This is a genomic window from Microcoleus sp. AT9b-C3, from assembly GCF_036705485.1.
In the GTDB taxonomy this organism is placed as follows: Bacteria; Cyanobacteriota; Cyanobacteriia; order Cyanobacteriales; family Microcoleaceae; genus Microcoleus.
In genome coordinates this window covers 304,787-327,781 of the sequence record NZ_JAUBUR010000003.1, presented here as the reverse complement: position 1 = coordinate 327,781, position 22,995 = coordinate 304,787, and the positions used below count along the sequence as shown (strand labels likewise).

Genomic DNA, 22,995 nt, shown 5'->3' with positions numbered 1-22,995 from the left:
AGGCATGGGTGCTGCTGGATAATGCTTTTACGGTCACGCTACCACAAGACCGTAAAAGATGTCAAATGGGCTCTATACGGCAGCATACGACTAGGTTCACTAGCCTTAATTGTTGGACTCAGCAGCTTGCTAATTCCTGGTATTGGTCAGGCATTAGCGGTGGAAAGCATTTTAGCAACTTTCTTTGGAAGTGGGATTGCTGCAACTGCTGGCGGTCTATACGGCGCACTTCAAGGATGGTTGGTGCCAGAAGAACAAGCAAGAATTTACAATCACAGATTTAACCAGGGAGATTATTTGCTCGTCATGGAGGCAAGAGAAAATGAGATCGTGGTTGCTGAACCTGTCCTTAAACGTTGGGAGATTCTGACGTGGCGTGTCTGTGATGCCTAGGTAAATTCAAGGTAAGAAATAACGATTACCTTCGAGGAATTTAGTCCCGCGAATAAGAACGTCCAAAACCCACTCAAAAATTGGAAGGTCGATGATTTTGGGCGATCGCTCTTTTATTCCTGACATACGGAGCGACAACTTCCAGTACCCGCCGATTCGGCAACCGCGATCGGGTCTGCAATGCTTCAGAATAGACAGTTAAAAAACTCTTAAAAACCCGCAAAATTAAGAGGAATTAGCATCCTGTAAGGGTTGGGAATTCATCCTAATTTACCCAAAAAATTGCACTGTAAAAACGATTCGATCGCCCAAAAAACCCAGAAATGCTGTTTCAGCTTCATCGCCATTCATCCAAATACACCCCATAAATTGCAGTTAATTGTACAACAGAGTGAACCGTTTCCTGTAGACTAAAACCGTAGTTAATCTGTTAATTTCTTCGAGGAAAAGGAGTTTATGGGAGGAGTATCGGTGATAGAGTCGATTGTAGCGCAACAAACTCCCTTGGGCAGCGAACCTGCTACAAATAGCCAAACGGCAGGAGTCATTCCTGAATTGGTCATCATCTTGATTATTTTGCTGCTGATTGCAACTGTTGTGGCACTCGTAACCCAACGGTTGCGAATTCCCTATGTGACGGGCTTAGTGTTAGCAGGCTTGCCCATTACCGAGGTCTTGTCGCGTCGAATTGGTTTAGACCCATCTTTAGTATTAAATCTTTTTCTACCAATTCTGATTTTTGAAGCAGCTATCAATACGGATATCAGCCGTCTCCGCAGCACCTTTAAGGCGATCGCCCTGCTGGCGGGTCCAGGATCGATCTTTTCCTCAGCAATTATCGCTGTTCTGGTTAAATTTGGGCTGGGGCTAGACTGGATTCCAGCATCGCTGATCGGAGTCATTCTGGCAAACACTGATACAGTCTCTATGATCGCGGTATTTAAGGAGATCCGTGTGCCTTCCCGGCTATCCACCATCGTGGAAGGAGAAACTCTGTTCAATGATGCGGCGGCCCTGGTTTCTTTCAATTTGATTCTAGTCGTTTATGCTACAGGTTCTCTTACTGTCATAGGAGGAATTAAGGAACTGCTCGTGGTTGCCTTGGGTGGAGGACTCGTGGGTTTCATCTTAGGTTACTTGAGTCTGCCGATATTTGTTCGATTAAATGACCCGTTGAGTAGTCTCTTGCTGACCGTTGCCCTAGCGTTAGGAACATTCCAAATTGGGCAATTTTTTGGGGTATCTGGTGCGGTGGCTGTGGTTATCGCCGGACTCATTTTTGGCAATCTGGGGCTTTCTCGCAGTACGTCTGCTTCCGATCGAATTACGCTACTCAGCTTCTGGGAGTACGCTGGTTTTGGTGTCAATACATTTATTTTTCTGCTGATCGGCATTGAGATTAACCCCCTCACGCTGTGGAGAATTTTGCCATCCATCCTGTTCGTCATTTTCGCGTATCAACTGGGACGGATTCTCTCAGTCTATCTGTTGTTAGCGGGGCTGCGATGGTTCGATCGTCCGATTCCCCTGCGCTGGCAGCACGTTCTGTTTCTGGGAAACATCAAAGGCTCACTCTCGATGGCACTGGCGCTGAGTATTCCTCTGGCATTGACAGGACGAGATAACATCATTGCGCTGGTTTTCGGTGCAGTTTTATTCTCCTTGGTCGGACAGGGATTAAGTTTACCCTGGCTGGTAAAACGACTAAAAATTAGCCGTGTTTCTGATGTAATGCAGGAAGCTGGGCAGTTACAGATTCAGTTGATTGCTTCCAAAGCGGCTCAAGATGAGCTAGATAGTTTGCTGAAAGCAGGCGTATTGCCGAAGGCAGTTTACGAGGAGTTATGGGCATCGTATCAAGCACGAGTAGCACACTCGGAGCGAGTGCTGCGCGATCTCTACAATAAACATCGGGCCGGGCAAGTACAGGGCGATCGCAGCGGGCTAGATACGATTCGACGGCGATTACTTTTAGCAGAAAAAGGAGCCGTTAGCGATGCCCTCCGCAAACGAATTGTTCCAGAGGATCTGGTTGAGCCTTACATCAAAGATTTGGATGAGAAACTTCTAACGTTGGCAGATGACTAGCGCGAATGCCGAGGTAATCAATCATTTGGTGAACTAGCTCTGGACGGGTGACGACGAGAATGGTAGAACCTGCTTCAAGAACAGTATTGCCGTTCGGAATCTCCAGATTGGCGCAGGCATGGCATTGATAACCAATAATCAGCGAACCTGTTGGAAAACGAGAATCTTGAGCAATTTGGGCAACGGTGCGACCTGCCACCTTGCAATCGCCGGGAACTGGCAGCTTTAGTACCTCGACTTGCCCGTGTTCAAAGTGCATCATCGACTCAATTTGGGGATATTCAATCGCATTGGCCATTGATGCAACTGCCAAATCAATAGTGCTGATGATGTGACTGGCTCCGGCAAGTCGATAGGCTTCCAGGAATTCGCGATCGCGCATTCGCACCACAATATGGGAAATGCCATAGCTTCTGGATAGGGTGATCAGCGCTAAATTCAGTGCATCGTCCCTGAGTGCAGCAACGACTGCGCTTGCTTGTTTAATTCCCGCTTCCAGAAGAACCGTTGTGCTCACCGCACTGCCTTCAAATGCCATGACTCCGATTTTTTCTCGAGCAAAACGACAGGCCAGCGGGTCGGCATCGATGATTGCAACCGTATGACCGAGTTTTAATAACTGCTGGGCTAAACCCAGTCCCATCATTCCTGCTCCACCAATTAATACGTACATGACTGTTTGTCACCCCAAGAATGAACTTTACAGAGCGATCGCTGTGAGCGATATTGTGTTAGGTTTCTATCAGTTTGATCGGCTTGTGGGGTGGCTTATACCGGGCTTACTTATTTACCTGTTCCACAATTAATTTAATCTGCTTTTGGGGTAGGCATTGCTAGCCCGCCCCTCAAGGGATGTTCCTCAGTTAGGTTCCTAGCGGGAACCCTACATAATCTTAGGCACTTTAAAAAACTCCCCATCGCGATCGGGGGCTCCCTCCAAAATACTTTCTCGCTCAGGAAAAGGTTGCAAATCGTCAGATCGCATTACATTACTAACATCGATCGCCCGCGTTGTCGGCTGTACCTTGCTCGTATCGAGTTCGCTCAACTGCTCGAAATAATCCAAAATACCGTTTAGTTGACCAGTAAACTGCTCTTCTTCTTCCGGCGTTAATTCCAATCTTGCTAAATTCGCTACTTTCCGAACTTCTTCTCTGTCAATCATAAAAATCTGTAATTGGGACTTAGTGAGTAGTTTTGATCGGTGATTTGTAAGTTTTAAGCGAAAGAGTGTTCCATTCACCAATCCACACTTAAAACTTACAACTTTCTGTTTTTTCCCCAATCAAGCTTCTTGTAGCTAGCTAACAACTGAGGTTAAAAATAGACATCAATTTGCGATCGGCCTGTCGTCTTCAGCCAATTTTGCACCTCAATGTAATTGTTGGGGGCTAAGCGAATAGCCTCCTTCCAATAATCCGCAGCTTTATCAAACAGCCCTTCCGCCCCTTCAATATTGCCCGCTTCCTTTTCCTTTTCCCCTTGATAGTGGTAAATCACAGCAATATTATTGAGTGCTTGTGGCATTCTCGGATTGAGATCCAAAGCCTCGCTGTAATATTCCAAAGCTTTATCGTGTTCGCCGTTGCTAGTATGGATCAGCCCCATATTGTACAAGACATAACTGCGATCGTAAGGATCTTCCTCCAGCTTCAGCGCTTCATGATAATTGTCCAGCGCTTCAGCATATTCGCCATCTGCTTGAGCTGACATACCATCCCGGTAATAAGCAAAAGCTTCCTTCGCCTGCTTTTTGGCCGGCATAATCTTTAGGATGATATCAGCCATTACCGTGAAGCTTTTGTCAATAAAGTTATCGTTGCGTTGAGTTCTTGGCATATGCGATTCTTTGGTTAGTGGCTAATCCGAAAAATTAGCCTGTAAAGTTTTCCTATTAATAATTGCGCCACTGTTGTAGTGGGCTGTTGTGTTGAGGGCGCTAAAAAGTTTAGTCGATCGCAACTGCGAACCTTAAAACACGCCCTTGCGTTTAACACTCTCGCAAGTTCTATCTATTTTATATAAGTCTTGCAAGACTTGCAAAAAAACCAGATTTCTTTAACTTCTCTCTCGTACTCTACACAAAACTTACAAAAACCCGCAACGGTGGAAAAAGTTCTGCTGGAGGGTGCAGGGACAATCCTCTTCGATGGCTTTCCTTCGGATCGCGAAAGCTAATACCAACGGGCGGCGCACCGTACCCTACTAACTGTACCAACCATCCCCCTCCTTGACCCTCAGAGCAAACAAGCAAATAGCCTGCATATGAGAAATTCGATCGCAAAGTTTTATTAAGCTATCCGAGTTCAGCCCATACTTAAAAGTTATTCGGCAAAACACTAGCAATATTTGGCCCTAAAGTCAAGGGCAGCCTCAAAAAAAATCAGAAAGGCGATCGGCAAAACCCGCTCGAATTCCCGCAATATATAATAAAAATAACCGGGTAATTTTCACAGAGAGAAACCTATGGCTCCGAATCCCACCATTATGCAAGCCGTCGAACAACTTGGCTACCGCGTTACGGTTGGAGACGTGGCGGCAAAAGCTGGATTAGATGTCAATTTTGCCCAGCGAGAACTGTTAAGCCTCGCCTCCGAAGCAGGCGGCAACCTGCAAGTAGCAGAATCCGGCGACATTGCCTACCTATTTCCCAAGAACTTTCGAGATATTTTGCGAAACAAATTCTTGCGCTTGCAGTTGCAGGAATGGTGGCAAAAAATCTGGCGCATTCTATTTTACCTGATTCGGATATCTTTTGGCATAGTGCTGGTAGCTTCCATCCTCTTAATTTTTGTTGCTATCACGCTTTTACTCTCCAGCGGCGATAGCAATAACAGCGGTGGCGGAGGAGGAGATAGTGGCGGCGGGGGCGGCAGAGGCGGCGGCTTTTCCTTTTTTCCCTACTTCTGGAACGACTTAATCTGGATATTTTACTGGAACCATGACCAACCATACTACCAGCAGCGATCGCGCTTAACTGACCAAAAACCCCAGATGAGTTTTCTAGAAGCAGTTTTCTCCTTTCTATTTGGAGACGGCAATCCCAATTACAATCTAGAAGAGCGCAAGTGGAGCGATATTGCCACTGCAATTCGCAACAGCCGAGGCGCCGTCGTCGCCGAACAAATTGCCCCATATCTAGACAATCTCGGACAAGGATACGTCCGAGAATACGAAGAATATATGTTACCAGCCCTCGCCCGTTTTGACGGCCGCCCCGAAGTCAGCCCCGAAGGGCAAATAGTCTACCACTTCCCGCAATTGCAAACCACAGCCACCGAGAGAAATTCTGAACCAGTAGCAGCTTATTTGCGAGAAATGCTGTGGCGTTTCAGCAACGCCAGTTCCGGCCAAATCATGCTCGCAGCAGGGTTAGGAGCCGTCAATCTTGTCGGTGCGTTAGTTTTGGGGAATTTATTAACTAATAATTTAATTGCAGGTGGATTTATCGGTTTTGTCAGCGCTGTTTATCCCATAATCCTGATTTATGGCGTCGGATTTCTCGCAATTCCTTTAATTCGCTACTTCTGGATTCAGTGGAAAAATAGCCGGATAGAGGCTCGCAATCAAGAGCGTCAGCAGCGAGTAATGTTATTAAACGAACCAGATGCCAACTTGCTCAAAAAACTGGTCTACGCCCGGGAATTTGCAGCAGAAAACGTTCTGACTGGAGAAGACTTAGCTTATACAACAGAAACAGAATTAACCCAACAAGAACTAGAACAGTCAGCCAAAATAGATGCCGAATGGCAGCGCAGGATCGATCGCTCGGACAACTTGTAACACTAATGAAAAAAAACAGTTGTTTATTGTTAAGTTAGGTTGCACTCAAATCTTGCACCCTTTTCAAGAATAGGCAGGATGCCTGTTCCACAATAATATACCTTTGTTGGGCAACTGGCTTTTAGCTCGTTGCTAAGAATTGTGGAAAATATCAATTTCTATTGATGTCAGAAGTTTTTATACTCCGAGTTTTATTAAATAAGCTTAGGGCGTTTAAAAATCAAACAATTTTGGTCATACTTCGAGTCGTGATCCAGAGCCACAAGTTCCCATCCGTCCTCGCCCAAATGATTGACAAATAGATGCAGCGAGCCTTGTTTCCAATCTCGCTGTTCTTCACCGTTTACATATAAACTAATCAGCTTGTTTCCAAAAGGATACATATTCGCATCCACAAATAAATACTCCCACTTTTGCATAGCAATCCTTAATCTAGTTAGTCATGTAGTTAGCGATCAGTCATTAGTCATTAGTCATTAGTCATTAGTCATTAGTCATTCCCAATTCCCAATTTCCAATACTTCAGCTACGCGGTTCCTGGCCGGCCACTACGCGCTTCCTGAGCGTAGTCAAAGGGCCCTACAAGTTCCCAATTCCCTGTATCCAGGACACGGAAGTCACAGATACAGGAATAGCCGTTTTTCCCTTCTTCCTTCTTCCTTCTTCCTTCTTCCTTCTATCCTTTACATCCGTTACATCCGTTACATCCGAAGAAAGCTAATCCGTTGCCGAACTTCCTTCTTCCTTCTTCCTTCTTCCTTCTATCCTTTACATCCGTTACATCCGTTACATCCGTGGAGCGAATCCGTTGCCGAATTTCTTTCTTCTCCATTCCCAGCAGTTACTGGACTGCAATTCTAGCCAAAGTAGCACCTCGGTAATAGTGCAACAAAATCTGCTGGTAGCCGTATCCTTGTCTAGCCAAATTGTATGCCCCCCACTGACTCATTCCTACAGCGTGACCGAAACCTTTGCCAGCAACTTGAAAACCGGTAGGAGCTTGGCCGCTGTTCCTTGGGTTCCCACCGCCTCCATACTGAGGAATCACGGTAAACCGCGTACTCCTCAAATTTAAAACCCGGCGTAAATCTGCGCCCGTCATGACCCTAGAACCGCCATCTCCAACTACTTTCATCCTCAAAACGCTGCCGTGAGCGGTAGTGCGTTCTGGCTTCATCGAGATCACATTGCCCACGCCAGAAATCTTACTGCTGATTTGAGCCCGAGAAAAATTTTCTTTCCATTGGTAAACCGGCGCCCCTTGGTCGAAGTCAGGAACAGCACGCAGGTAAGGCAGGGGTTCCGTCCAAACATCCTCGACATTTTCAGTATGTCCCCCAGACGCAGAGTGGAAAGCTGCTAAAATAATCTGACCGTTGTAGGCCAGAACTTGACCGGCGGTTGCATCGACTGCCGAATAAGTGCCAGAAGATTCTGTTTGCAGTCCTTTGTAAACCTGCGAATACTGAGTGCTGTCCACATCGTAAAGGTCGGTTTCGCTTTTCAGGCGCTGGTGGATAGCGTAGGAACGGGCGGCGACTGCTTGGGCTTTCAAAGCCTCTTGAGGCCAATTGCCACTCATCTCGGCGCCGAGAACGCTGTAGAGATATTGTTCGATATCGACGTAGTTGATGGCAGTCAAGCCTCCTTTTTGGGGAACTAGAAGCGTGCGTCCCCGATACCAGCGATCGCCAATCCAAACATAACCGTTCCCCGTCGGCTCGATCCAAACTTGGTTGGCAGCCCAGCGACCAATTGCCACTGTTCCCGATCGCAATTGAGCCGACTGAGAACTGTTTGCCGACAGTTCCCCCAAATTGCGCCCGTTACCGTCGCGGATTGCAGCCTTAGTAGAACTGCCGACTTTTACCTGACTCGCCCCGTCTTGTACCGCCACTCGCAAGATCAGCGCGGCCTGTGCTGGGGCTACCATTACCAGCCAAAACAACAACGAAATCCAAAAGTAGCGTTTTTTTAATGTCGAAAAAACGGAACCAAAAAATACTCCTGACTGCATTTGAAAATTTTCCTCCTGTGCTGTATCAGTTTAAGAATTTTTAAGGGAAGGGAAGGGAAGGGAAAAAGGAAGGGGAACGGAAGAAACAAAACGTTAGAATTGGGTGGATCGCTCTGTACGCTTGTCAAAAATGATTGTAGCGAAGAGATGTTCGCAGGAACAGCGATTTATCCCGGTTCCTGCCTGCGACTATTTCCTATATGTCGGATTTGTCGCACTCTGGATATATGTAACATATTTTTTAAGACTTAATTGAGGTGATTTGACTCTTGCAGATTACATTTCTCGGAACTAGCTCCGGCGTACCCACGCGATCGCGCAACGTTTCCAGCATCGCCCTCCGGTTGCCCCAGCGAGCGGAACTCTGGCTGTTTGACTGTGGCGAAGGAACTCAGCACCAGTTTCTCCGCAGCGATCTCAAAGTCAGCCAACTAAGCCGCATTTTCATCACTCACCTGCACGGCGACCACATTTTCGGCTTAATGGGTTTGCTGGCTAGCTGCGGTTTGGCGGGGAATGTCAAGCGCATCGATATTTACGGGCCTCCGGGACTTGAAGAATATTTGCAAGCTGGCGTTCGCTATTCTCAAACTCATTTTTCTTACCCAGTTAAGGTACACAAAAGTCACGAGGGAGTCATCTATGAAGATGACGAATATATTGTTAGCTGCGGCCCTTTGAAGCACCGAGTTACTGCTTTTGGTTATCGAGTAACGGAGAAAGACCGTCCGGGACATTTTGATGTAGAAAAAGCGAAGGCTGTGGGTATTCCTTCCGGGCCGCTTTACGGTCAATTAAAACAAGGAAAGACAGTAAAGTTAGAGGACGGGCGACAGTTTAAAGGTACGGATTTTTGCGGCCCGGATCAAATCGGGCGCAAGTTTGTTTATTGTACTGACACGGTTTTTTGTGAGGGGGCAGTGGAATTGGCGAAGGATGCTGATTTGTTGGTTCATGAAGCTACTTTTGCTCATCAAGATGCTCAAATGGCCTTCGATCGCCTGCATTCAACTTCAACAATGGCGGCTCAGGTTGCTTTGATTGCTGGAGCGAAACAGCTAATTATGACGCATTTTAGCCCGCGTTACGCTCCGGGGAATGCGATCGTCCTGGATGATTTGCTCAAGGAAGCGCAGGCAATTTTTCCGAATACGAAAATGGCCTATGACTTTTTGACTTATGAAGTGCCGCGGCCTGTTTCAAACGAGGGTTAATCTGACCTGAGATGTTACAGCATTTTCAATAAGGGCGATCGGGGCGGGCTAGGAGGGCTCACCCCACAAAAACATTAATCTATGGTGGAACAGGCCGGAAAGCCAGTTGCTGAAATTAGCAACAAAAACATTAATCTCTGGTTGAATAGGGAGATTGCCTGTTACGCCCAGGAATTGTCAGTAAGCACATATACCTGAGTTGCGCTCGCGACCCACCTTCACCAACTTCAATCGAAAATCGAAAATCTAAAATCCAAAATCGGTCGATCGACCGCAGCGACGGCCCAGGAGGGCCAATGGTTGCTACAATCGGGAAGGGTATATGTTGTGGCTAACACTACAGCCCGTAACCCTGAAAGCTAATAGCTAAATTATTAAAAATCTGCCTCTGTTGCCATGTTTAAAAATCTGCTAGGCGATCCCAACGCGCGCAAACTGAGAAAATTTCAGCCTTGGGTAGCTGATATCAATATTTTGGAAGAAGACATCCGCGCACTCTCAGACGACGGCCTCAGAGGGAAAACGGCGGAGTTTCAAGAACGTCTGGCCAAAGCTAAATCTCTCAACGAGGAGAAAGAGATCCTAGACGAAATCTTGCCGGAGGCTTTTGCAGTGGTGCGGGAAGCGGGACAACGGGTTTTAGGAATGCGCCACTTTGATGTCCAACTCCTCGGGGGCATTATCCTGCACAAAGGCCAAATTGCCGAAATGAAAACCGGTGAGGGTAAAACTCTTGTGGCGACGCTGCCAGCTTACCTCAACGCCCTCAACGGTAAAGGCGTACACATCATCACCGTCAACGATTATCTCGCAAGACGGGACGCGGAATGGATGGGACAAGTGCACCGCTTCCTGGGATTGACTGTGGGACTGATTCAGCAGGGCATGGATCAGGTGGAACGCAAGAAAAATTATAGCTGCGATATTACCTACGCTACTAACAGCGAAGTCGGCTTTGATTATTTGCGCGACAACATGGCTACTGTCATGGAAGATGTAGTGCAGCGTCCTTTTAATTTCTGCGTGATTGACGAGGTTGACTCGGTGCTGATTGATGAAGCACGGACGCCTTTAATTATTTCCGGCCAGGTGGAACGCCCCAGTGAGAAGTATATACGGGCGGCTGAGGTAGCTGCTGCTCTGAGAAAGGAAAATGAAGAACATTACGAGGTTGACGAAAAGGCTCGGAATGTGCTGTTGACCGATGAAGGCTTTGGTGAAGCTGAGCGGTTGTTGGGTGTTACGGATTTGTACGACCCGGCTGACCCTTGGGCGCATTACATTTTTAATGCGATTAAGGCGAAGGAATTGTTTATTAAGGATATTAACTACATCGTCACTCCCGATCGCGAAGTCGTGATTGTGGATGAGTTTACCGGTCGGGTGATGCCGGGACGCCGCTGGAGTGACGGTTTGCACCAGGCGATCGAAGCGAAGGAACGGGCGGAAATTCAGCCGGAAACTCAAACGCTGGCGACAATTACTTATCAGAATTTCTTTTTGCTTTATCCGAAGCTGTCGGGGATGACTGGAACGGCAAAGACTGAAGAGACGGAGTTTGAGAAGATTTACAATCTGGAAGTGACGCTGATTCCCACTAACCGGATTACCAGCCGCACAGACCTTTCCGATATGGTTTACAAGGCGGAGGCTGGGAAGTGGAATGCGATCGCCCAAGAATGCGCGGAAATGCACGAGATCGGTCGGCCGGTGCTGGTGGGCACTACGAGCGTGGAAAAGTCGGAGTTGCTGTCGCGGCTGCTGCTGGAGAGGAAAATTCCTCACAATTTGCTGAATGCTAAACCGGAAAATGTGGAGCGGGAATCAGAAATTATCGCTCAAGCCGGACGCAAAGGTGCTGTGACGATCGCGACAAACATGGCGGGACGCGGTACTGATATTATTTTGGGCGGTAATTCTGAGTACATGGCGCGCCTGAAGTTGCGGGAGTATTTTATGCCCCGGATCGTGCAACCCGAAGATGACGACGGGTTTTCGGTGGTGCAAGTGCCTGGTATTAGCGGCCGCCCCGCACCTCAAGGTTTTGCTCCGACTACGAAAAAGGTAAAGTCTTGGAAAGCTTCGGCCCAGATTTTCCCGACGCAGTTATCGAAAGATGCCGAGCAAATGCTCAAGGCGGCGGTGGAATTGGCGGTGAAGGAGTACGGCGAGCGATCGCTCTCGGAATTGCAAGCCGATGATATCGTGGCTATAGCTTCGGAAAAAGCGCCGACAAAAGACCCGGTAATTCAAAAATTGCGGGAAGCTTACAATTTAACTCGCCGCGAATACGATGCTTTTACCAGCACGGAACACGATGAAGTCGTGAAGTTGGGAGGCTTGCACGTCATAGGTACAGAACGCCACGAATCGCGCCGGATCGACAATCAGTTGCGCGGCCGGGCGGGACGCCAAGGAGACCCTGGTTCCACACGGTTTTTCTTGAGTTTGGAAGACAATTTGCTCAGGATTTTCGGCGGCGAACGGGTGGCCGGTTTGATGAAGGCTTTCGGTGTTGAGGAAGATATGCCGATCGAATCTGGAATGCTGACTCGTTCCCTCGAAGGCGCTCAGAAAAAAGTCGAAACTTACTATTACGATATCCGCAAGCAGGTATTTGAATACGACGAAGTGATGAACAATCAGCGTCGAGCAATCTATGCGGAACGCCGCCGAGTATTGGAAGGTTTGGACTCCAAGGAACAGGTAATTAGGTATGCCGAACAGACGATGGACGACATCGTGGGAGCATACATCAATCCCGATTTACCTTCGGAAGAATGGGAACTCGACAAACTTGTGAGCAAGGTGAAGGAATTTGTTTATCTGCTGGCTGACATGACACCGGATCAACTAGAAGATTTGTCCGTTGAGGAAGTTAAAACTTTCTTGCACGAACAAGTCCGCAATGCTTACGACATGAAAGAAGCAGAAGTTAATGCAATCCGAGCAGAATTGATGCGAGATGCGGAACGGTTCTTTATTTTGCAGCAAATTGATACTTTGTGGCGGGAACACTTGCAACAAATGGATGCTTTGCGCGAGTCTGTAGGGCTGCGCGGTTACGGTCAGAAAGACCCGCTGATCGAGTACAAAACTGAAGGTTACGAGCTGTTTTTGGACATGATGACGGATATCCGCCGCAATGTGGTTTATTCGCTGTTCCAGTTCCAGCCGCAGCCGGCAATGCAAGTTTCGCCAGAGATGGTTTGAAGATAGTTAACAGTTAACAGTTAACAGTTAACTGTTGACTGTTGACTGTTGCTTCTCGGCTTTTCCTCGAAGTTGCAGGTTTGAGATTAAAGCCAATCTTCTTGATCGCTTTTTTGTTTCCTGTAAACTTCACCTGTGGCGTGAATTTTACGGGTTTGTTCGTAAAGACTTTCTTCGGTATAATTCCATTTTTGCAGGACTTTTTTTAAGTCTGATTGAATATCTCTAGCGCCTGGAAAGCCTCGGTAGCGAATTATTAATCTTGCTAATTCCGATAAATTGTAGTCGGTTGCTTCTCCTGCTAATAAAGTATCCACACTGGCTCGATCGCGCTTGTATTGCGGATGCTGCTGATCTTGATTTTTTTCTACTAAATCCATACTATTTATGTTTTCCAATCATCTGAAAATGTTGCTACAAGCAACCGCCACCAAAAGCGCGGACATAAATAACTATCATGAATAGAGTCATAAATCCGCCCTTCATAAACGGTTTGATTCGGGTATGATAACTGTCAACTGTCAACTGTGTAAATTGTCGCTTCAGTCATTCCCAGAAATTTTTGTGTTTGTTCAGTAATACCAAATAGTCGATCGCCGTGACAAAAGATTTCCCAGGCGCGAATTCCCATAAAACCAATACCTGCAACCGCCAAGGGCATCGCTGCGGACCCTAAAAGCGCCGCAATCGGGGGAAATATCATGCACAGTGTTAACAGAATGCCAGTAATAACACCGCCAGCAATGCCAGCTTTGGCGGTGGCGGTGGCGACTTTTTCGACTAACTCTGACTGGGTAATTTTGCCTTCAACGCACAATAGCGAGTTTTCTAAGATAGAAAATATTAACTCAATTACTGCGGCGGCGATCGCCCCTTTCATTGCAGCCCCAACGATTTCCGCAACTGCTGCTTTAAACGCTGCATCCGCTAAAACTTGCTTAGCGACAGCTAATTCTGCGGCAGTCATGTCTACACCACCGCGAGCACGATTCACCCAAAAATATTCAAAAATCCCGTTAGCAGCTTCGCTTCCGCCTCCATTGACGTGCGCTTGGATGTGACTCCAATCTTTATCTTGACAGAAGTTGCGAATTGCTTCCGGGCCTTGGGCACGAATTTGGGCCGGTATGGATTCAAATACTTTTGCTGCTTCTTGAACGTTTCGGATGCCCTCACGCATCCCAGCCGTAGCAAATTTGGATTGCAGCTTTGTTGGCAGGTTCTCAAAACGGATGTTATGTGCTATTTTAAAAGCTTCTTGACTGGCGATCGCGCCGGCACTAACCATTGAACTTGGCGCTGATTGTACCCACGCCGTTAATACAGTTGCATTTTCCTCAACTTTAGCAGCGATTTGGTGGGCTAAGTTTTGGGTATCGGCAACAGTTTCTTGTACTTTAGCCGTTAGGAATTCGAGCGGATTCTGGCTAATTTCCATGTTGATCCAGCTTGCATCGTTAATGATTGAATTATTTTGACTATAACATTCCTCTTCAGTAAGTGTGATTTTTTACTGAATTGTTTCTCGCTTCTAAGTCCGGCTGTAAATTTAGAGCTTTTTTTTGATAAAATAAACCTTCATTGATTCGACCTTCCTGTTCCAAACTTTTACCTAAATTCCAATAAGCGACGGCTAAATCTGGTTGAAGAGCAATAGATTTTTGATAGTAAGTTATAGCGTCATCAAGCTGGCCTTGTTTGTAATACATACTGCCCAAGTTAACATAGGCTTCCACAAAATTATGATCGAATTCGATCGCCTTGGAGTATGCGCGAATTGCCGCGTCTATTTTGCCTTGGGCTTGCAGGATATTGCCTAGAGTTTTGTAGGCGGCGGCGAAATTGGGTTGCTGGCGAAGTGCTTGGTAACAGGAGGCGATCGCCTCTACATATTTCTGTTGCGTATAATAAATATCAGCTATCTTGGTGTGTGCAATAGCCTGGGCGAGCTCGAGGGCTAGTATTTTTTCGTACTGGGCTATCGCCTCCTCAAGTTTTCCTGATTTCTGAAGGCTATCGCCCGCTGACAAATACTGCTCTAACTCGGAATTTGCGGTCATAGATTTTACTTTAACAGCCGAAACTACTTTACCACAAGTGTTAGTTAGCAACGGCGATTTCTAGAAATATTGTGACTATTTAATATTTTAAATTTGTTTTTGTAGCAACATAGGACTTATGCAATCATTCCAGGTATGGGGGCAACCACGGGGGGTTTGCCCTACAAATATATATTGATGCTGTGCGTAAGTCCTGCAACAGTTCGGACAGTTTTTGATTCCCAACAGCTTAGAAACCGAGTTTCTAAGACCCATGCGTCAGCCTGGAAACTGTCGCAAGTGTTGATAGATAAATTAGCTAAATGTTCGATCGCCCTAGGGGTTCAAAAATTAATTGAACGGGCGATCGAAAAAATTAAGGAGACAGTCGCCACACCTTAATCGTGTCGTCAAAACTGCCACTGATCAGAGTTTTGTCTTGAGGATTAAAAGCCAATTCCACCCAAGTAGAATGACCCTTCAGCGTGCCGGCGATTTCGCCGGAACTCATGCGCCACAGCTTGATAGTGCCGCTCAAATCGGCGCTGGCCAGCTTGTCTCCGTCGGGACTGAAAGACAAGGACTTAACCTTGTCGGAATGGCCGATAAAAGTCCGCAGCAGAGAACCGTTGGGCTGCCGCCACTGATTATTTGTGCTGATATCCCACAACTTCACCGTCTTGTCCCAACTGCCGCTGGCGAGAGTTTGACCGTCCGGGCTGATGGCCAGAGACCAAACCGCCTCGGAATGACCCCAAAAAGTGTCTTTGAACTCCCCAGTCTGCCAGTTCCACAGGCTGATCTTACCGTCGCTGCTGCCGATCGCCAAAGTTTCTCGATCGGCACTGAAAGCCACCGACTGCACCTCGTCAACAACCCCCTGGAGAGTTTCCAACTCAGTCCCGCCTTCGACTTGCCACAACTTCAAAGTTTTGTCCTTACCTACAGTGGCCAGGGCTTGGCCGTCGGGACTGAAAACCACCGAGAACACGCCGTCTTGGTGTCCGTCCAAAGTCTGAATTAACTTGCCCGAATAGAAATTCCACAATTTAATCGTACCGTCAACGCCACCGCTGGCGATCGTCCTGCCGTCGGGACTGACGGCCACCGACCACACGGGGCCCAAATGTCCTGCTAAAACCTTGAGCAGCTTGCCGTGACGCTTGTGCCGCAAGTGAATTGTGCCGTCGTTGTTCCCGCTGACTATCACGCGGCCGTTGGGAGCGACTGCTACCGCCCAAACCGGGTTTTTGTTTTGATCCGCCAGAGTCCGCACAGCAGGCCGGGATTGCGATGCCTCACCGTTGAAATCCTGCATCGGGGGCGGATTGAACCGAATTTCGGGAATGCTAGAAACAGGCTCAGAAGAAGTGAAAGCCTGGGGTGCAGGAGATGGCACGCGAATACCCAGCACTACGGACAGCAGGCCAACCGTAGTTGCTCCCCACATGGCCAAAGTCCACTTGGGTTTGCTGAGAATCACTTGTGCCGATGCCGGGCCGTATTTCATGTCTGTGAGAATTGCCTCGGTCGATCGATAGCGTTTTGATGGTTCTCGCTGCACCATTTTATCCAGAATGCGGCCGAGTCGCGCCGAAACTGGTACTTTCAAATAATCTCTCCAAGTCCAACTTTCGGCTTTGATGTCAAACAAATCAAACGGCGACATTCCCGTTAACAAGTGAATGCAAGTGACGCCCAAACTATAGATGTCGCTGCTTTTAATCGCTTGGCCTTTAATTTGTTCCGGGGCCGCGTATTCCGCAGAACCTGTCACCGTTTCTGTTTTGATCGGCTCACTATTAGCCCGAATTGCCGCGCCGAAATCGACTAAAACTAGCCCAGAGGCACTTTCTTGGGAAACGGAATGTAAATTCTCTTTCCCTGCCAAAGCTGGGGATGCTTGGGGAGTTTTGCGGTGAATAATATTGGACGGTTTGATATCTCCGTGAATCAGTTGATGTTCGTGAACAAATTGCAGGACTGGCAACAATTCGCTCAGCAGATACCAAATGTGAATTTCTTTAACAACACCTTTTTCTGAAAGCCGATCTGCCAAATTGCGGCCTTCGATGTATTCTTGCACTAAATACTGGCAGCCTTCGACTTCAAAAGATGCGAGCAGTTTCGGTATTTGCGGATGTTTGCCCAACTCGTCGAGAACTGAGGCCGAGCGACGAAATGCCCAGTTTTGCTGTGTGCGACCTGCCGCGGGCGCGCAGAACTGTTGAATGACGCAGCGGGGCTGGGAAGGTTGGTCTTCATCGACTGCTAAGAAGGTGCGGCAAGTGAGACTTTGACCGAGGCTCTGAAAGACTCGGTAGCGACCTTTTAGCAGCAAGTTCGACTCGCAGCTTTTGCATACTGTCGCGCGATCGAGATTTTGGGGATTCTGGCAATTGGGATTGGTGCAGTAACTCATTTGTCTTTCCGCTGGAGACCCCCGTCCGACATTATTGCTGGTGGGGGAGGAAAGCGGGGCGGTGCGTGCCGCTTCCTGTGGACAAATTAAATAATTGGAATCTTTGCTTGATCATAATTGTTTCCCAGATTTTCGCCACAATGGCTTTGGTCGATCGCACGTAAATAATTGCTGACTTTCCTGCGAGCGAGGTTTAATATGTCGAGCGATTGCTCGCGCGATCGGCCCGATTCGCTGTTACCGAATTACGCTATACTATCCTTGCGAATACTTTCAGGGTCGCAAAGTAAAGTAATCGCGAAGCATGGCCTCCCATCCGCGATCGTCTGTTCTCTCTAGTCAATCTAAAATCTAAAATCTAAAATCTAAAATCGGATGACCGATTAAAACTTAGGCAACTTTCGCCCAACTAACTACTAACTTTTAACTATTACTTATGCCGTTAATTCGCGTTCCCAAACCTTGGGAAATCCTCGAACCCCAAATTACCCCAGAAACAGCCTTTCTCAACCGCCGCCGCTTCATGACAAATTTAATTGGCGCAGGCGTGACTGCTTCGCTGCTGCCGCTGACCGGCTGCCAAAGCAATGCTAGCTCAAAAACTGCTCTGGATCAAAGATCAACCCAAGCATATTCGGAATTGAGCCGGAATCGGGCCTTTGCAAAAGTCGATCGAGCGATTACCGACGAAGCCTTAGCTACAAAATACAACAATTTTTACGAATACGGCGGCACAAAATCTATTTGGCAAGCCGCTCAAGCTTTGCCAACAGAAAACTGGAAAGTAGAAGTAGGCGGTTTAGTAAAAAATCCCCGCACTTATGATATTGACGACCTCGAAAAGAAATTTCCGCTCGAAGAACGAGTTTATCGATTTCGCTGTGTAGAAGCATGGGCGATGGTAGTTCCTTGGGTCGGATTTCCCATGAAATTACTGATGGCTGATGTCGAACCGCAATCGAACGCTAAATTCGTTCGCTTCACCTCATTTTACGACCCCAAAATTACTCCCGGCCCCGGTTTGATGTCGCAATTTTATCCCTGGCCTTATACCGAAGGTCTGCGAATTGAAGAAATGGCCAATGATTTAGCATTTTTTGCCACAGGCTTGTATGGCCGAAGACTACCAAAACAAAATGGTGCGCCACTGCGGCAAGTAATTCCTTGGAAATACGGTTTTAAGGGCGCAAAGTCGATCGTCAAAATTGAATTTGTCGAACAACAGCCCGCCACTTTTTGGAATACAATCGGCCCCAACGAATACGCTTTTGAAGCAAATGTCGAACCCGACAAACCGCACCCCAGATGGTCGCAGGCCAGCGAACGGATAGTCGGTCCCGGTAACAGTTGGTCGTGGGAAACTCGCCCAACTTTGCCCTATAACGGTTACGGCGAATATGTGGCGAGTTTGTACACTTGATTGACGGATTTCCCCTCGTTTCTAGGCTCTGCCTAGGAACGCAGATTTGGAGGCTCTGCCTCTCAATTCCCGCGAGGCAGAGCCTCGGATTCAGGCATTCCCCGGCTCTGCCTGGGAACGAAAAATTGAAATTACATCAGTCTTGATCTGCGTCCCTCAAACTCTTCAACTCTCTGCCAAACTCTTTCTAACAAATCTGGTGTGCTAACATCAAACCATTCAATTTCAGGATAAGCACGAAACCAAGTCCGCTGTCTCTTCGCAAATTGCCGCGTGTGCAAAATTGTCAATTCTTTGGCTTCTTCAAGCTTAATATCGCCAGCCAAATATTGTTTCATTTCCTGATAGCCCAGCGTGTTCAACAGTGGCAAGTCGCAGCCGTATTTTTTACACAAATATTCTACTTCAGCAATCCAACCGCGTTCTAGCATTTGTTCGGTGCGCTGTTCGATCCGATCGACTAAAACATCAATATCACAATCCAACCCAATTTGTAAAATAGGATAATTGGGAGGATTTTCGCCCTGCTGTTCGGAAATAGGGCGACCGGTGACATAAAATACTTCCAGTGCTCTTAAAGTTCTTACTGGGTCATTGAGGTGAATTTTCTCAGCCGCAGACCGATCGACCTGCTGCAACATCGCGTAACATTGAGATTGTCCGAGTTCCGCAAGTTGCGATCGCAATTCGGGCATCGGCCCTACCCTCGGAATTTTTAAACCGCGCACGATCGATTTAATATATAAGCCCGTCCCTCCCACCAACAACAGCGGGGGAGACAGGGGAAAATCGACATCAGCAATTAATTTTTGAGCTTGTTGCTGGTAATCTGCGACTGTCAGCGTTTCTGTCGGATCGCAGATGTCAATTAAGTGATGCGGTACAGAAGTGCGATCGACCGCCGTGGGTTTTGCGGTTCCGATGTCAAATTCGCGGTACACTTGACGGGAGTCCGCACTCAGGATCGAGGATTGCAGTCGCCCCGCCAAAGCCAAAGCCACTCCAGACTTCCCCGTCGCCGTCGCCCCGCAAATCGTAATTAATCTAGGCATAAGCTGTCGCACATTTTCCTATAAAAACTCTCAAATCCTCTCCTATCAAGGCTTTCCCCTTTCTCCTACACTGATTCACCGCGATCGGTCTGGGCAGTCCTCCAGCAATCTGAAAACTATTCCCCTCCGTCCCCCCGATAAATTTCCCTTCAGAAAGCCCTAGCATCGCCTTTAACGGTTTTGTGCTATAATTTTAGGAGTTTTCCCATTTTAGAAGCTTTCGGGGCTTTAGGCCTCATTATTGGAGCTATTTTTGTATGACCAGCAGCTACAGCGCCGACCAGATTCAAGTTCTCGAAGGTCTCGAAGCAGTCCGTAAACGACCGGGGATGTACATCGGTACCACCGGCCCGCGAGGACTCCACCATCTAGTTTACGAGGTTGTGGACAATTCCATAGATGAGGCGCTGGCTGGCCACTGCACTCACATCGAGATTGACATCAACGCCGACGGTTCCGTGACCGTGACAGACGACGGCCGGGGTATTCCCACTGGCATCGTTGCCAAGACTGGCAAATCGGGCATAGAAACAGTAATGACTGTACTCCACGCCGGCGGTAAATTTGGCGGTGGTGGCTACAAGGTTTCTGGAGGATTGCACGGTGTAGGTATTTCTGTTGTTAACGCGCTGTCCGAGTGGGTAGAAGTGACAGTTTGGCGCGACCAAAAAGAACATTTACAGCGCTACGAAAGAGGCAATCCAGTTACTGAACTTAATGTCAAGCCCCACAAAGGCACTCGCACCGGCACTTCAGTTTCTTTCTTGCCAGATACTCAAATATTTAGCACTGGTATTGAATTTGATTACACTACACTCGCCGGGCGCTTGCGAGAATTGGGTTACTTGAATGCGGGCGTGAGAATTACGTTTAGCGACCACCGTTTGGAACTGCTCAAAAGTAGCGAACCGCGCGTCGAAACCTACTGTTACGAGGGCGGAATCAAGGAATATATCGCCTACATGAACCGCGAAAAGCAGCCTCTGCACGAAGAAGTGATCTACGTGCAAGGAGAACGCAACAACGTGCAGATAGAAGTGGCTTTGCAGTGGTGCGTCGATGCTTTTAGTGACAACGTTCTCGGTTTTGCTAACAACATTCGGACGATCGACGGAGGCACGCACTTAGAAGGTTTGAAGGCTGTTTTGACGCGGACGATGAATTCGTTCGCCCGCAAGCGCAACAAAATCAAAGAAAACGAGCCCAACCTCGCCGGCGAAAACGTTCGCGAAGGTTTGACAGCAGTGATTTCTGTGAAAGTCCCAGACCCGGAATTTGAAGGCCAAACTAAAACTAAGCTAGGAAATACAGAAGTTCGGGGAATTGTCGATTCCTTGGTAGGCGAAGTATTGACAGAATATTTAGAGTTTCGCCCCCAAGTAGCTGACGCTATTTTGGAAAAAGCAATTCAGGCATTTAAGGCCGCTGAAGCCGCCCGCCGTGCCCGCGATTTAGTGCGCCGAAAATCAGTCTTAGAATCGTCTCCTTTGCCTGGAAAATTAGCGGACTGTAGTTCCAGAGACCCAGCCCTGTCTGAGATCTACCTGGTGGAAGGGGATTCTGCAGGCGGATCGGCCAAACAAGGGCGCGATCGCCAATTCCAAGCAATCCTGCCTTTGCGCGGTAAAATTCTCAATATTGAGAAAACCGACGACGCTAAAATTTACAAAAATAACGAAATTCAATCGTTAATTACAGCACTGGGTTTGGGCATCAAAGGCGAAGAATTCGATCCGGGTCAATTGCGGTATCACCACATCGTAATTATGACTGACGCTGACGTAGATGGTGCTCACATCCGCACGCTGTTGCTGACTTTCTTCTACCGCTATCAGCGCGCACTTGTAGAACAAGGTTACATCTATATTGCTTGTCCTCCTCTCTATAAAGTGGAACGGGGACGAAATCATTACTACTGTTACAGCGATCGCGAAATGAACAATCTCGTCCGCAATGAATTTCCGGCGAATGCTAATTACACCGTCCAGCGGTTCAAAGGTTTGGGGGAAATGATGCCGACACAGTTGTGGGATACAACGATGAACCCAGAAACTCGGACGCTGAAACGGGTGGAGATTGAAGATGCTGCTGAGGCCGATCGCATCTTTACGATCTTAATGGGCGATCGTGTCGCCCCCCGCCGCGAATTCATCGAAACCTACGGCCCCAAACTCAACCTCCTCGACTTGGACATCTAAGTTAGTTGACAGTTGACAGTTGACAGTTGACAGTTGCCAGTTCTTGGCTGGCGAGGAGGAGTCATTAGTCATTAGTTAGTGGCGGATGACTACTGACTACTGTCAACTGCCTACTGCCCAGTTTTGTTATAAAAATTAATACAATCTCTCATCAAATCGATCTAAGGTAAACACTTAGGTAAATTTTAGATTTTTGGCGCATCCATCAGCTACCACAAAAATAGAAGGTTGGACAGTATAGCATGAGCATCAATTTAGCGACCAAATTGCGTGAGGGAACGAAAAAGTCCCACACAATGGCAGAAAATGTCGGTTTTGTCAAGTGTTTTTTAAAAGGCGTTGTAGAAAAAACTTCTTACCGGAAGTTAGTAGGAAACCTCTACTTTGTCTACTCGGCAATCGAAGAGGAAATGGAACGCCAAAAGCAGCATCCGGTTGTTTCAAAAATTTACTTTTCTGAGTTGAATCGCAAACAAAGCTTAGAGCAAGATTTATTTTACTACTACGGTGCCAATTGGCGCGAACAAGTAGCTCCGTCAGCCGCAGCTAAAGCTTATGTGGAGCGAATTCACGAGATTTCGGCGACAGCACCGGAACTGTTAGTAGCTCACTCTTACACTCGCTACCTTGGCGATTTATCCGGCGGACAAATCCTGAAGGGAATTGCCCAGCGCGGGATGAACCTTTCCGATGGAGAAGGCACTGCTTTCTATGAATTCCAGGATATTCCTGATGAAAAAGAATTCAAAGTTAACTACCGTCAGGCAATGAATGAACTGCCGATTGACGAAGCCACAGCAGAGCGAATTGTTGACGAAGCTAATGCAGCTTTTGGCATGAACATGAAGATGTTCATGGAGTTAGAAGGCAATTTGATTAAAGCAGTCGGTCAGATGCTTTTCAATACCCTGACGCGGAAGCGCGGTGGTGGCAGTACCGAATTGGCTACTGCTGATTGAGTTAAAGCTCACTGGGGATAATTTGAGCCTCGTTTCAGAGGAAAACTTTAAATCCTGGGGGTTTGATGGCTGCTTTTACAGTCACCAAATCTCCGGGATTTTGCATGGCGGGCGATCGACTTTTTAACTCATATCAAATCCGTTAGCATGGGAATAGTAAATTCGAGTTCAGTGTTGACAGTTGACAGTTGACGCCG

General features: G+C 47.5%; 19 protein-coding genes and 1 pseudogene. 9 read left to right on the top strand and 11 right to left on the bottom strand.

Annotated elements, in window-relative coordinates:
• Nucleotides 1–393, top strand: a pseudogene (locus tag QUB77_RS05065) (hypothetical protein); the annotation flags it as partial.
• A 456-nt stretch (nt 394–849) separates the two neighbouring features.
• Nucleotides 850–2,481, top strand: coding sequence for a sodium:proton antiporter (locus QUB77_RS05060; RefSeq protein ID WP_333169953.1), 1,632 nt, complete (start codon nt 850–852; stop codon nt 2,479–2,481).
• Here the strand turns inward: QUB77_RS05060 and QUB77_RS05055 are convergent.
• From QUB77_RS05055 to QUB77_RS05045, 3 genes are all read right to left on the bottom strand, one after another.
• A complete protein-coding gene (locus QUB77_RS05055; protein WP_333169954.1) occupies nt 2,438–3,154 on the bottom strand; it encodes a TrkA family potassium uptake protein in 717 nt (238 codons plus the stop codon). The two genes, QUB77_RS05060 and QUB77_RS05055, sit on opposite strands and share 44 nt — an antisense overlap.
• Nucleotides 3,155–3,364: 210 nt before the next feature.
• A complete protein-coding gene (gene gatC, locus QUB77_RS05050; protein WP_333069565.1) occupies nt 3,365–3,646 on the bottom strand; it encodes an Asp-tRNA(Asn)/Glu-tRNA(Gln) amidotransferase subunit GatC in 282 nt (93 codons plus the stop codon).
• Between the two features lie 152 nt (nt 3,647–3,798).
• The gene (locus QUB77_RS05045; protein WP_333039118.1) at nt 3,799–4,320 is read right to left on the bottom strand and encodes a photosystem I assembly protein Ycf3; all 522 of its coding nucleotides are present in this window, start codon (nt 4,318–4,320) and stop codon (nt 3,799–3,801) included.
• A 627-nt stretch (nt 4,321–4,947) separates the two neighbouring features.
• On the opposite strand from QUB77_RS05045, the gene QUB77_RS05040 reads away from it, so the two are divergent.
• A complete protein-coding gene (locus QUB77_RS05040) occupies nt 4,948–6,264 on the top strand; it encodes a hypothetical protein (RefSeq protein WP_333169955.1) in 1,317 nt (438 codons plus the stop codon).
• Nucleotides 6,265–6,458: 194 nt separating this feature from the next.
• Here QUB77_RS05040 and QUB77_RS05035 read toward each other — a convergent pair whose 3' ends face one another.
• From QUB77_RS05035 to QUB77_RS05025, 3 genes are all read right to left on the bottom strand, one after another.
• Nucleotides 6,459–6,683: a hypothetical protein gene (locus tag QUB77_RS05035; RefSeq protein ID WP_333169956.1), complete on the bottom strand. Its 225-nt coding sequence runs from the start codon at nt 6,681–6,683 to the stop codon at nt 6,459–6,461.
• Between the two features lie 257 nt (nt 6,684–6,940).
• Nucleotides 6,941–7,096 (bottom strand): hypothetical protein, encoded by a 156-nt coding sequence (locus tag QUB77_RS05030; protein WP_333169957.1) that lies wholly within the window; start codon nt 7,094–7,096, stop codon nt 6,941–6,943.
• A 9-nt stretch (nt 7,097–7,105) separates the two neighbouring features.
• Complete coding sequence (locus tag QUB77_RS05025) at nt 7,106–8,281, bottom strand: SpoIID/LytB domain-containing protein (protein WP_333169958.1); 1,176 nt, start codon at nt 8,279–8,281, stop codon at nt 7,106–7,108.
• A gap of 269 nt (nt 8,282–8,550) precedes the next feature.
• Between QUB77_RS05025 and QUB77_RS05020 the strand changes: the two genes are divergently transcribed.
• Nucleotides 8,551–9,495, top strand: a complete 945-nt coding sequence (locus QUB77_RS05020; protein ID WP_333169959.1) for a ribonuclease Z — start codon at nt 8,551–8,553, stop codon at nt 9,493–9,495.
• A gap of 396 nt (nt 9,496–9,891) precedes the next feature.
• Nucleotides 9,892–12,708, top strand: a complete 2,817-nt coding sequence (secA, locus tag QUB77_RS05015; protein WP_333169960.1) for a preprotein translocase subunit SecA — start codon at nt 9,892–9,894, stop codon at nt 12,706–12,708.
• A gap of 86 nt (nt 12,709–12,794) precedes the next feature.
• Here secA and QUB77_RS05010 read toward each other — a convergent pair whose 3' ends face one another.
• From QUB77_RS05010 to QUB77_RS05000, 3 genes are all read right to left on the bottom strand, one after another.
• The gene (locus tag QUB77_RS05010; RefSeq protein ID WP_333169961.1) at nt 12,795–13,088 is read right to left on the bottom strand and encodes a DUF3288 family protein; all 294 of its coding nucleotides are present in this window, start codon (nt 13,086–13,088) and stop codon (nt 12,795–12,797) included.
• A gap of 134 nt (nt 13,089–13,222) precedes the next feature.
• Nucleotides 13,223–14,146: a hypothetical protein gene (locus tag QUB77_RS05005; protein WP_333169962.1), complete on the bottom strand. Its 924-nt coding sequence runs from the start codon at nt 14,144–14,146 to the stop codon at nt 13,223–13,225.
• Nucleotides 14,147–14,201: 55 nt separating this feature from the next.
• The gene (locus QUB77_RS05000; RefSeq protein WP_333169963.1) at nt 14,202–14,768 is read right to left on the bottom strand and encodes a tetratricopeptide repeat protein; all 567 of its coding nucleotides are present in this window, start codon (nt 14,766–14,768) and stop codon (nt 14,202–14,204) included.
• 135 nt (nt 14,769–14,903) lie between these two features.
• On the opposite strand from QUB77_RS05000, the gene QUB77_RS04995 reads away from it, so the two are divergent.
• A complete protein-coding gene (locus QUB77_RS04995) occupies nt 14,904–15,149 on the top strand; it encodes a hypothetical protein (protein WP_333169964.1) in 246 nt (81 codons plus the stop codon).
• Here QUB77_RS04995 and QUB77_RS04990 read toward each other — a convergent pair.
• Nucleotides 15,124–17,169 carry a serine/threonine-protein kinase gene (locus tag QUB77_RS04990; RefSeq protein ID WP_333169965.1) on the bottom strand — a complete coding sequence of 682 codons (2,046 nt, stop codon included), beginning with the start codon at nt 17,167–17,169 and terminating at the stop codon, nt 15,124–15,126. The two genes, QUB77_RS04995 and QUB77_RS04990, sit on opposite strands and share 26 nt — an antisense overlap.
• 436 nt (nt 17,170–17,605) lie before the next feature.
• Between QUB77_RS04990 and msrP the strand changes: the two genes are divergently transcribed.
• Nucleotides 17,606–18,589, top strand: coding sequence for a protein-methionine-sulfoxide reductase catalytic subunit MsrP (msrP, locus tag QUB77_RS04985; RefSeq protein ID WP_333169966.1), 984 nt, complete (start codon nt 17,606–17,608; stop codon nt 18,587–18,589).
• Nucleotides 18,590–18,720: 131 nt separating this feature from the next.
• Here the strand turns inward: msrP and miaA are convergent, their stop codons facing one another.
• Complete coding sequence (gene miaA / locus QUB77_RS04980; protein WP_333169968.1) at nt 18,721–19,641, bottom strand: tRNA (adenosine(37)-N6)-dimethylallyltransferase MiaA; 921 nt, start codon at nt 19,639–19,641, stop codon at nt 18,721–18,723.
• 257 nt (nt 19,642–19,898) lie between these two features.
• Between miaA and gyrB the strand changes: the two genes are divergently transcribed.
• The gene (gene gyrB / locus QUB77_RS04975) at nt 19,899–21,839 is read left to right on the top strand and encodes a DNA topoisomerase (ATP-hydrolyzing) subunit B (RefSeq protein WP_190734614.1); all 1,941 of its coding nucleotides are present in this window, start codon (nt 19,899–19,901) and stop codon (nt 21,837–21,839) included.
• A gap of 242 nt (nt 21,840–22,081) precedes the next feature.
• A complete protein-coding gene (locus tag QUB77_RS04970; protein WP_333169969.1) occupies nt 22,082–22,798 on the top strand; it encodes a heme oxygenase (biliverdin-producing) in 717 nt (238 codons plus the stop codon).
• The last annotated feature ends 197 nt before the right edge of the window (nt 22,799–22,995 follow it).

Excerpts from the sequence above, each read along its gene's own strand:
- miaA (WP_333169968.1), bottom strand. The coding sequence starts at position 19,641 with ATGCCTAGATTAATTACGATTTGCGGGGCGACGGCGACGGGGAAGTCT.
- msrP (WP_333169966.1), top strand. The coding sequence starts at position 17,606 with ATGCCGTTAATTCGCGTTCCCAAACCTTGGGAAATCCTCGAACCCCAA.
- secA (WP_333169960.1), top strand. The coding sequence starts at position 9,892 with ATGTTTAAAAATCTGCTAGGCGATCCCAACGCGCGCAAACTGAGAAAA.
- gyrB (WP_190734614.1), top strand. The coding sequence starts at position 19,899 with ATGACCAGCAGCTACAGCGCCGACCAGATTCAAGTTCTCGAAGGTCTC.
- gatC (WP_333069565.1), bottom strand. The coding sequence starts at position 3,646 with ATGATTGACAGAGAAGAAGTTCGGAAAGTAGCGAATTTAGCAAGATTG.
- QUB77_RS05045 (WP_333039118.1), bottom strand. The coding sequence starts at position 4,320 with ATGCCAAGAACTCAACGCAACGATAACTTTATTGACAAAAGCTTCACG.
- QUB77_RS04990 (WP_333169965.1), bottom strand. The coding sequence starts at position 17,169 with ATGAGTTACTGCACCAATCCCAATTGCCAGAATCCCCAAAATCTCGAT.
- QUB77_RS05030 (WP_333169957.1), bottom strand. The coding sequence starts at position 7,096 with ATGGAGAAGAAAGAAATTCGGCAACGGATTCGCTCCACGGATGTAACG.
- QUB77_RS04995 (WP_333169964.1), top strand. The coding sequence starts at position 14,904 with ATGGGGGCAACCACGGGGGGTTTGCCCTACAAATATATATTGATGCTG.
- QUB77_RS05005 (WP_333169962.1), bottom strand. The coding sequence starts at position 14,146 with ATGGAAATTAGCCAGAATCCGCTCGAATTCCTAACGGCTAAAGTACAA.
- QUB77_RS04970 (WP_333169969.1), top strand. The coding sequence starts at position 22,082 with ATGAGCATCAATTTAGCGACCAAATTGCGTGAGGGAACGAAAAAGTCC.
- QUB77_RS05040 (WP_333169955.1), top strand. The coding sequence starts at position 4,948 with ATGGCTCCGAATCCCACCATTATGCAAGCCGTCGAACAACTTGGCTAC.
- QUB77_RS05035 (WP_333169956.1), bottom strand. The coding sequence starts at position 6,683 with ATGCAAAAGTGGGAGTATTTATTTGTGGATGCGAATATGTATCCTTTT.
- QUB77_RS05055 (WP_333169954.1), bottom strand. The coding sequence starts at position 3,154 with ATGTACGTATTAATTGGTGGAGCAGGAATGATGGGACTGGGTTTAGCC.
- QUB77_RS05010 (WP_333169961.1), bottom strand. The coding sequence starts at position 13,088 with ATGGATTTAGTAGAAAAAAATCAAGATCAGCAGCATCCGCAATACAAG.
- QUB77_RS05000 (WP_333169963.1), bottom strand. The coding sequence starts at position 14,768 with ATGACCGCAAATTCCGAGTTAGAGCAGTATTTGTCAGCGGGCGATAGC.
- QUB77_RS05060 (WP_333169953.1), top strand. The coding sequence starts at position 850 with ATGGGAGGAGTATCGGTGATAGAGTCGATTGTAGCGCAACAAACTCCC.
- QUB77_RS05025 (WP_333169958.1), bottom strand. The coding sequence starts at position 8,281 with ATGCAGTCAGGAGTATTTTTTGGTTCCGTTTTTTCGACATTAAAAAAA.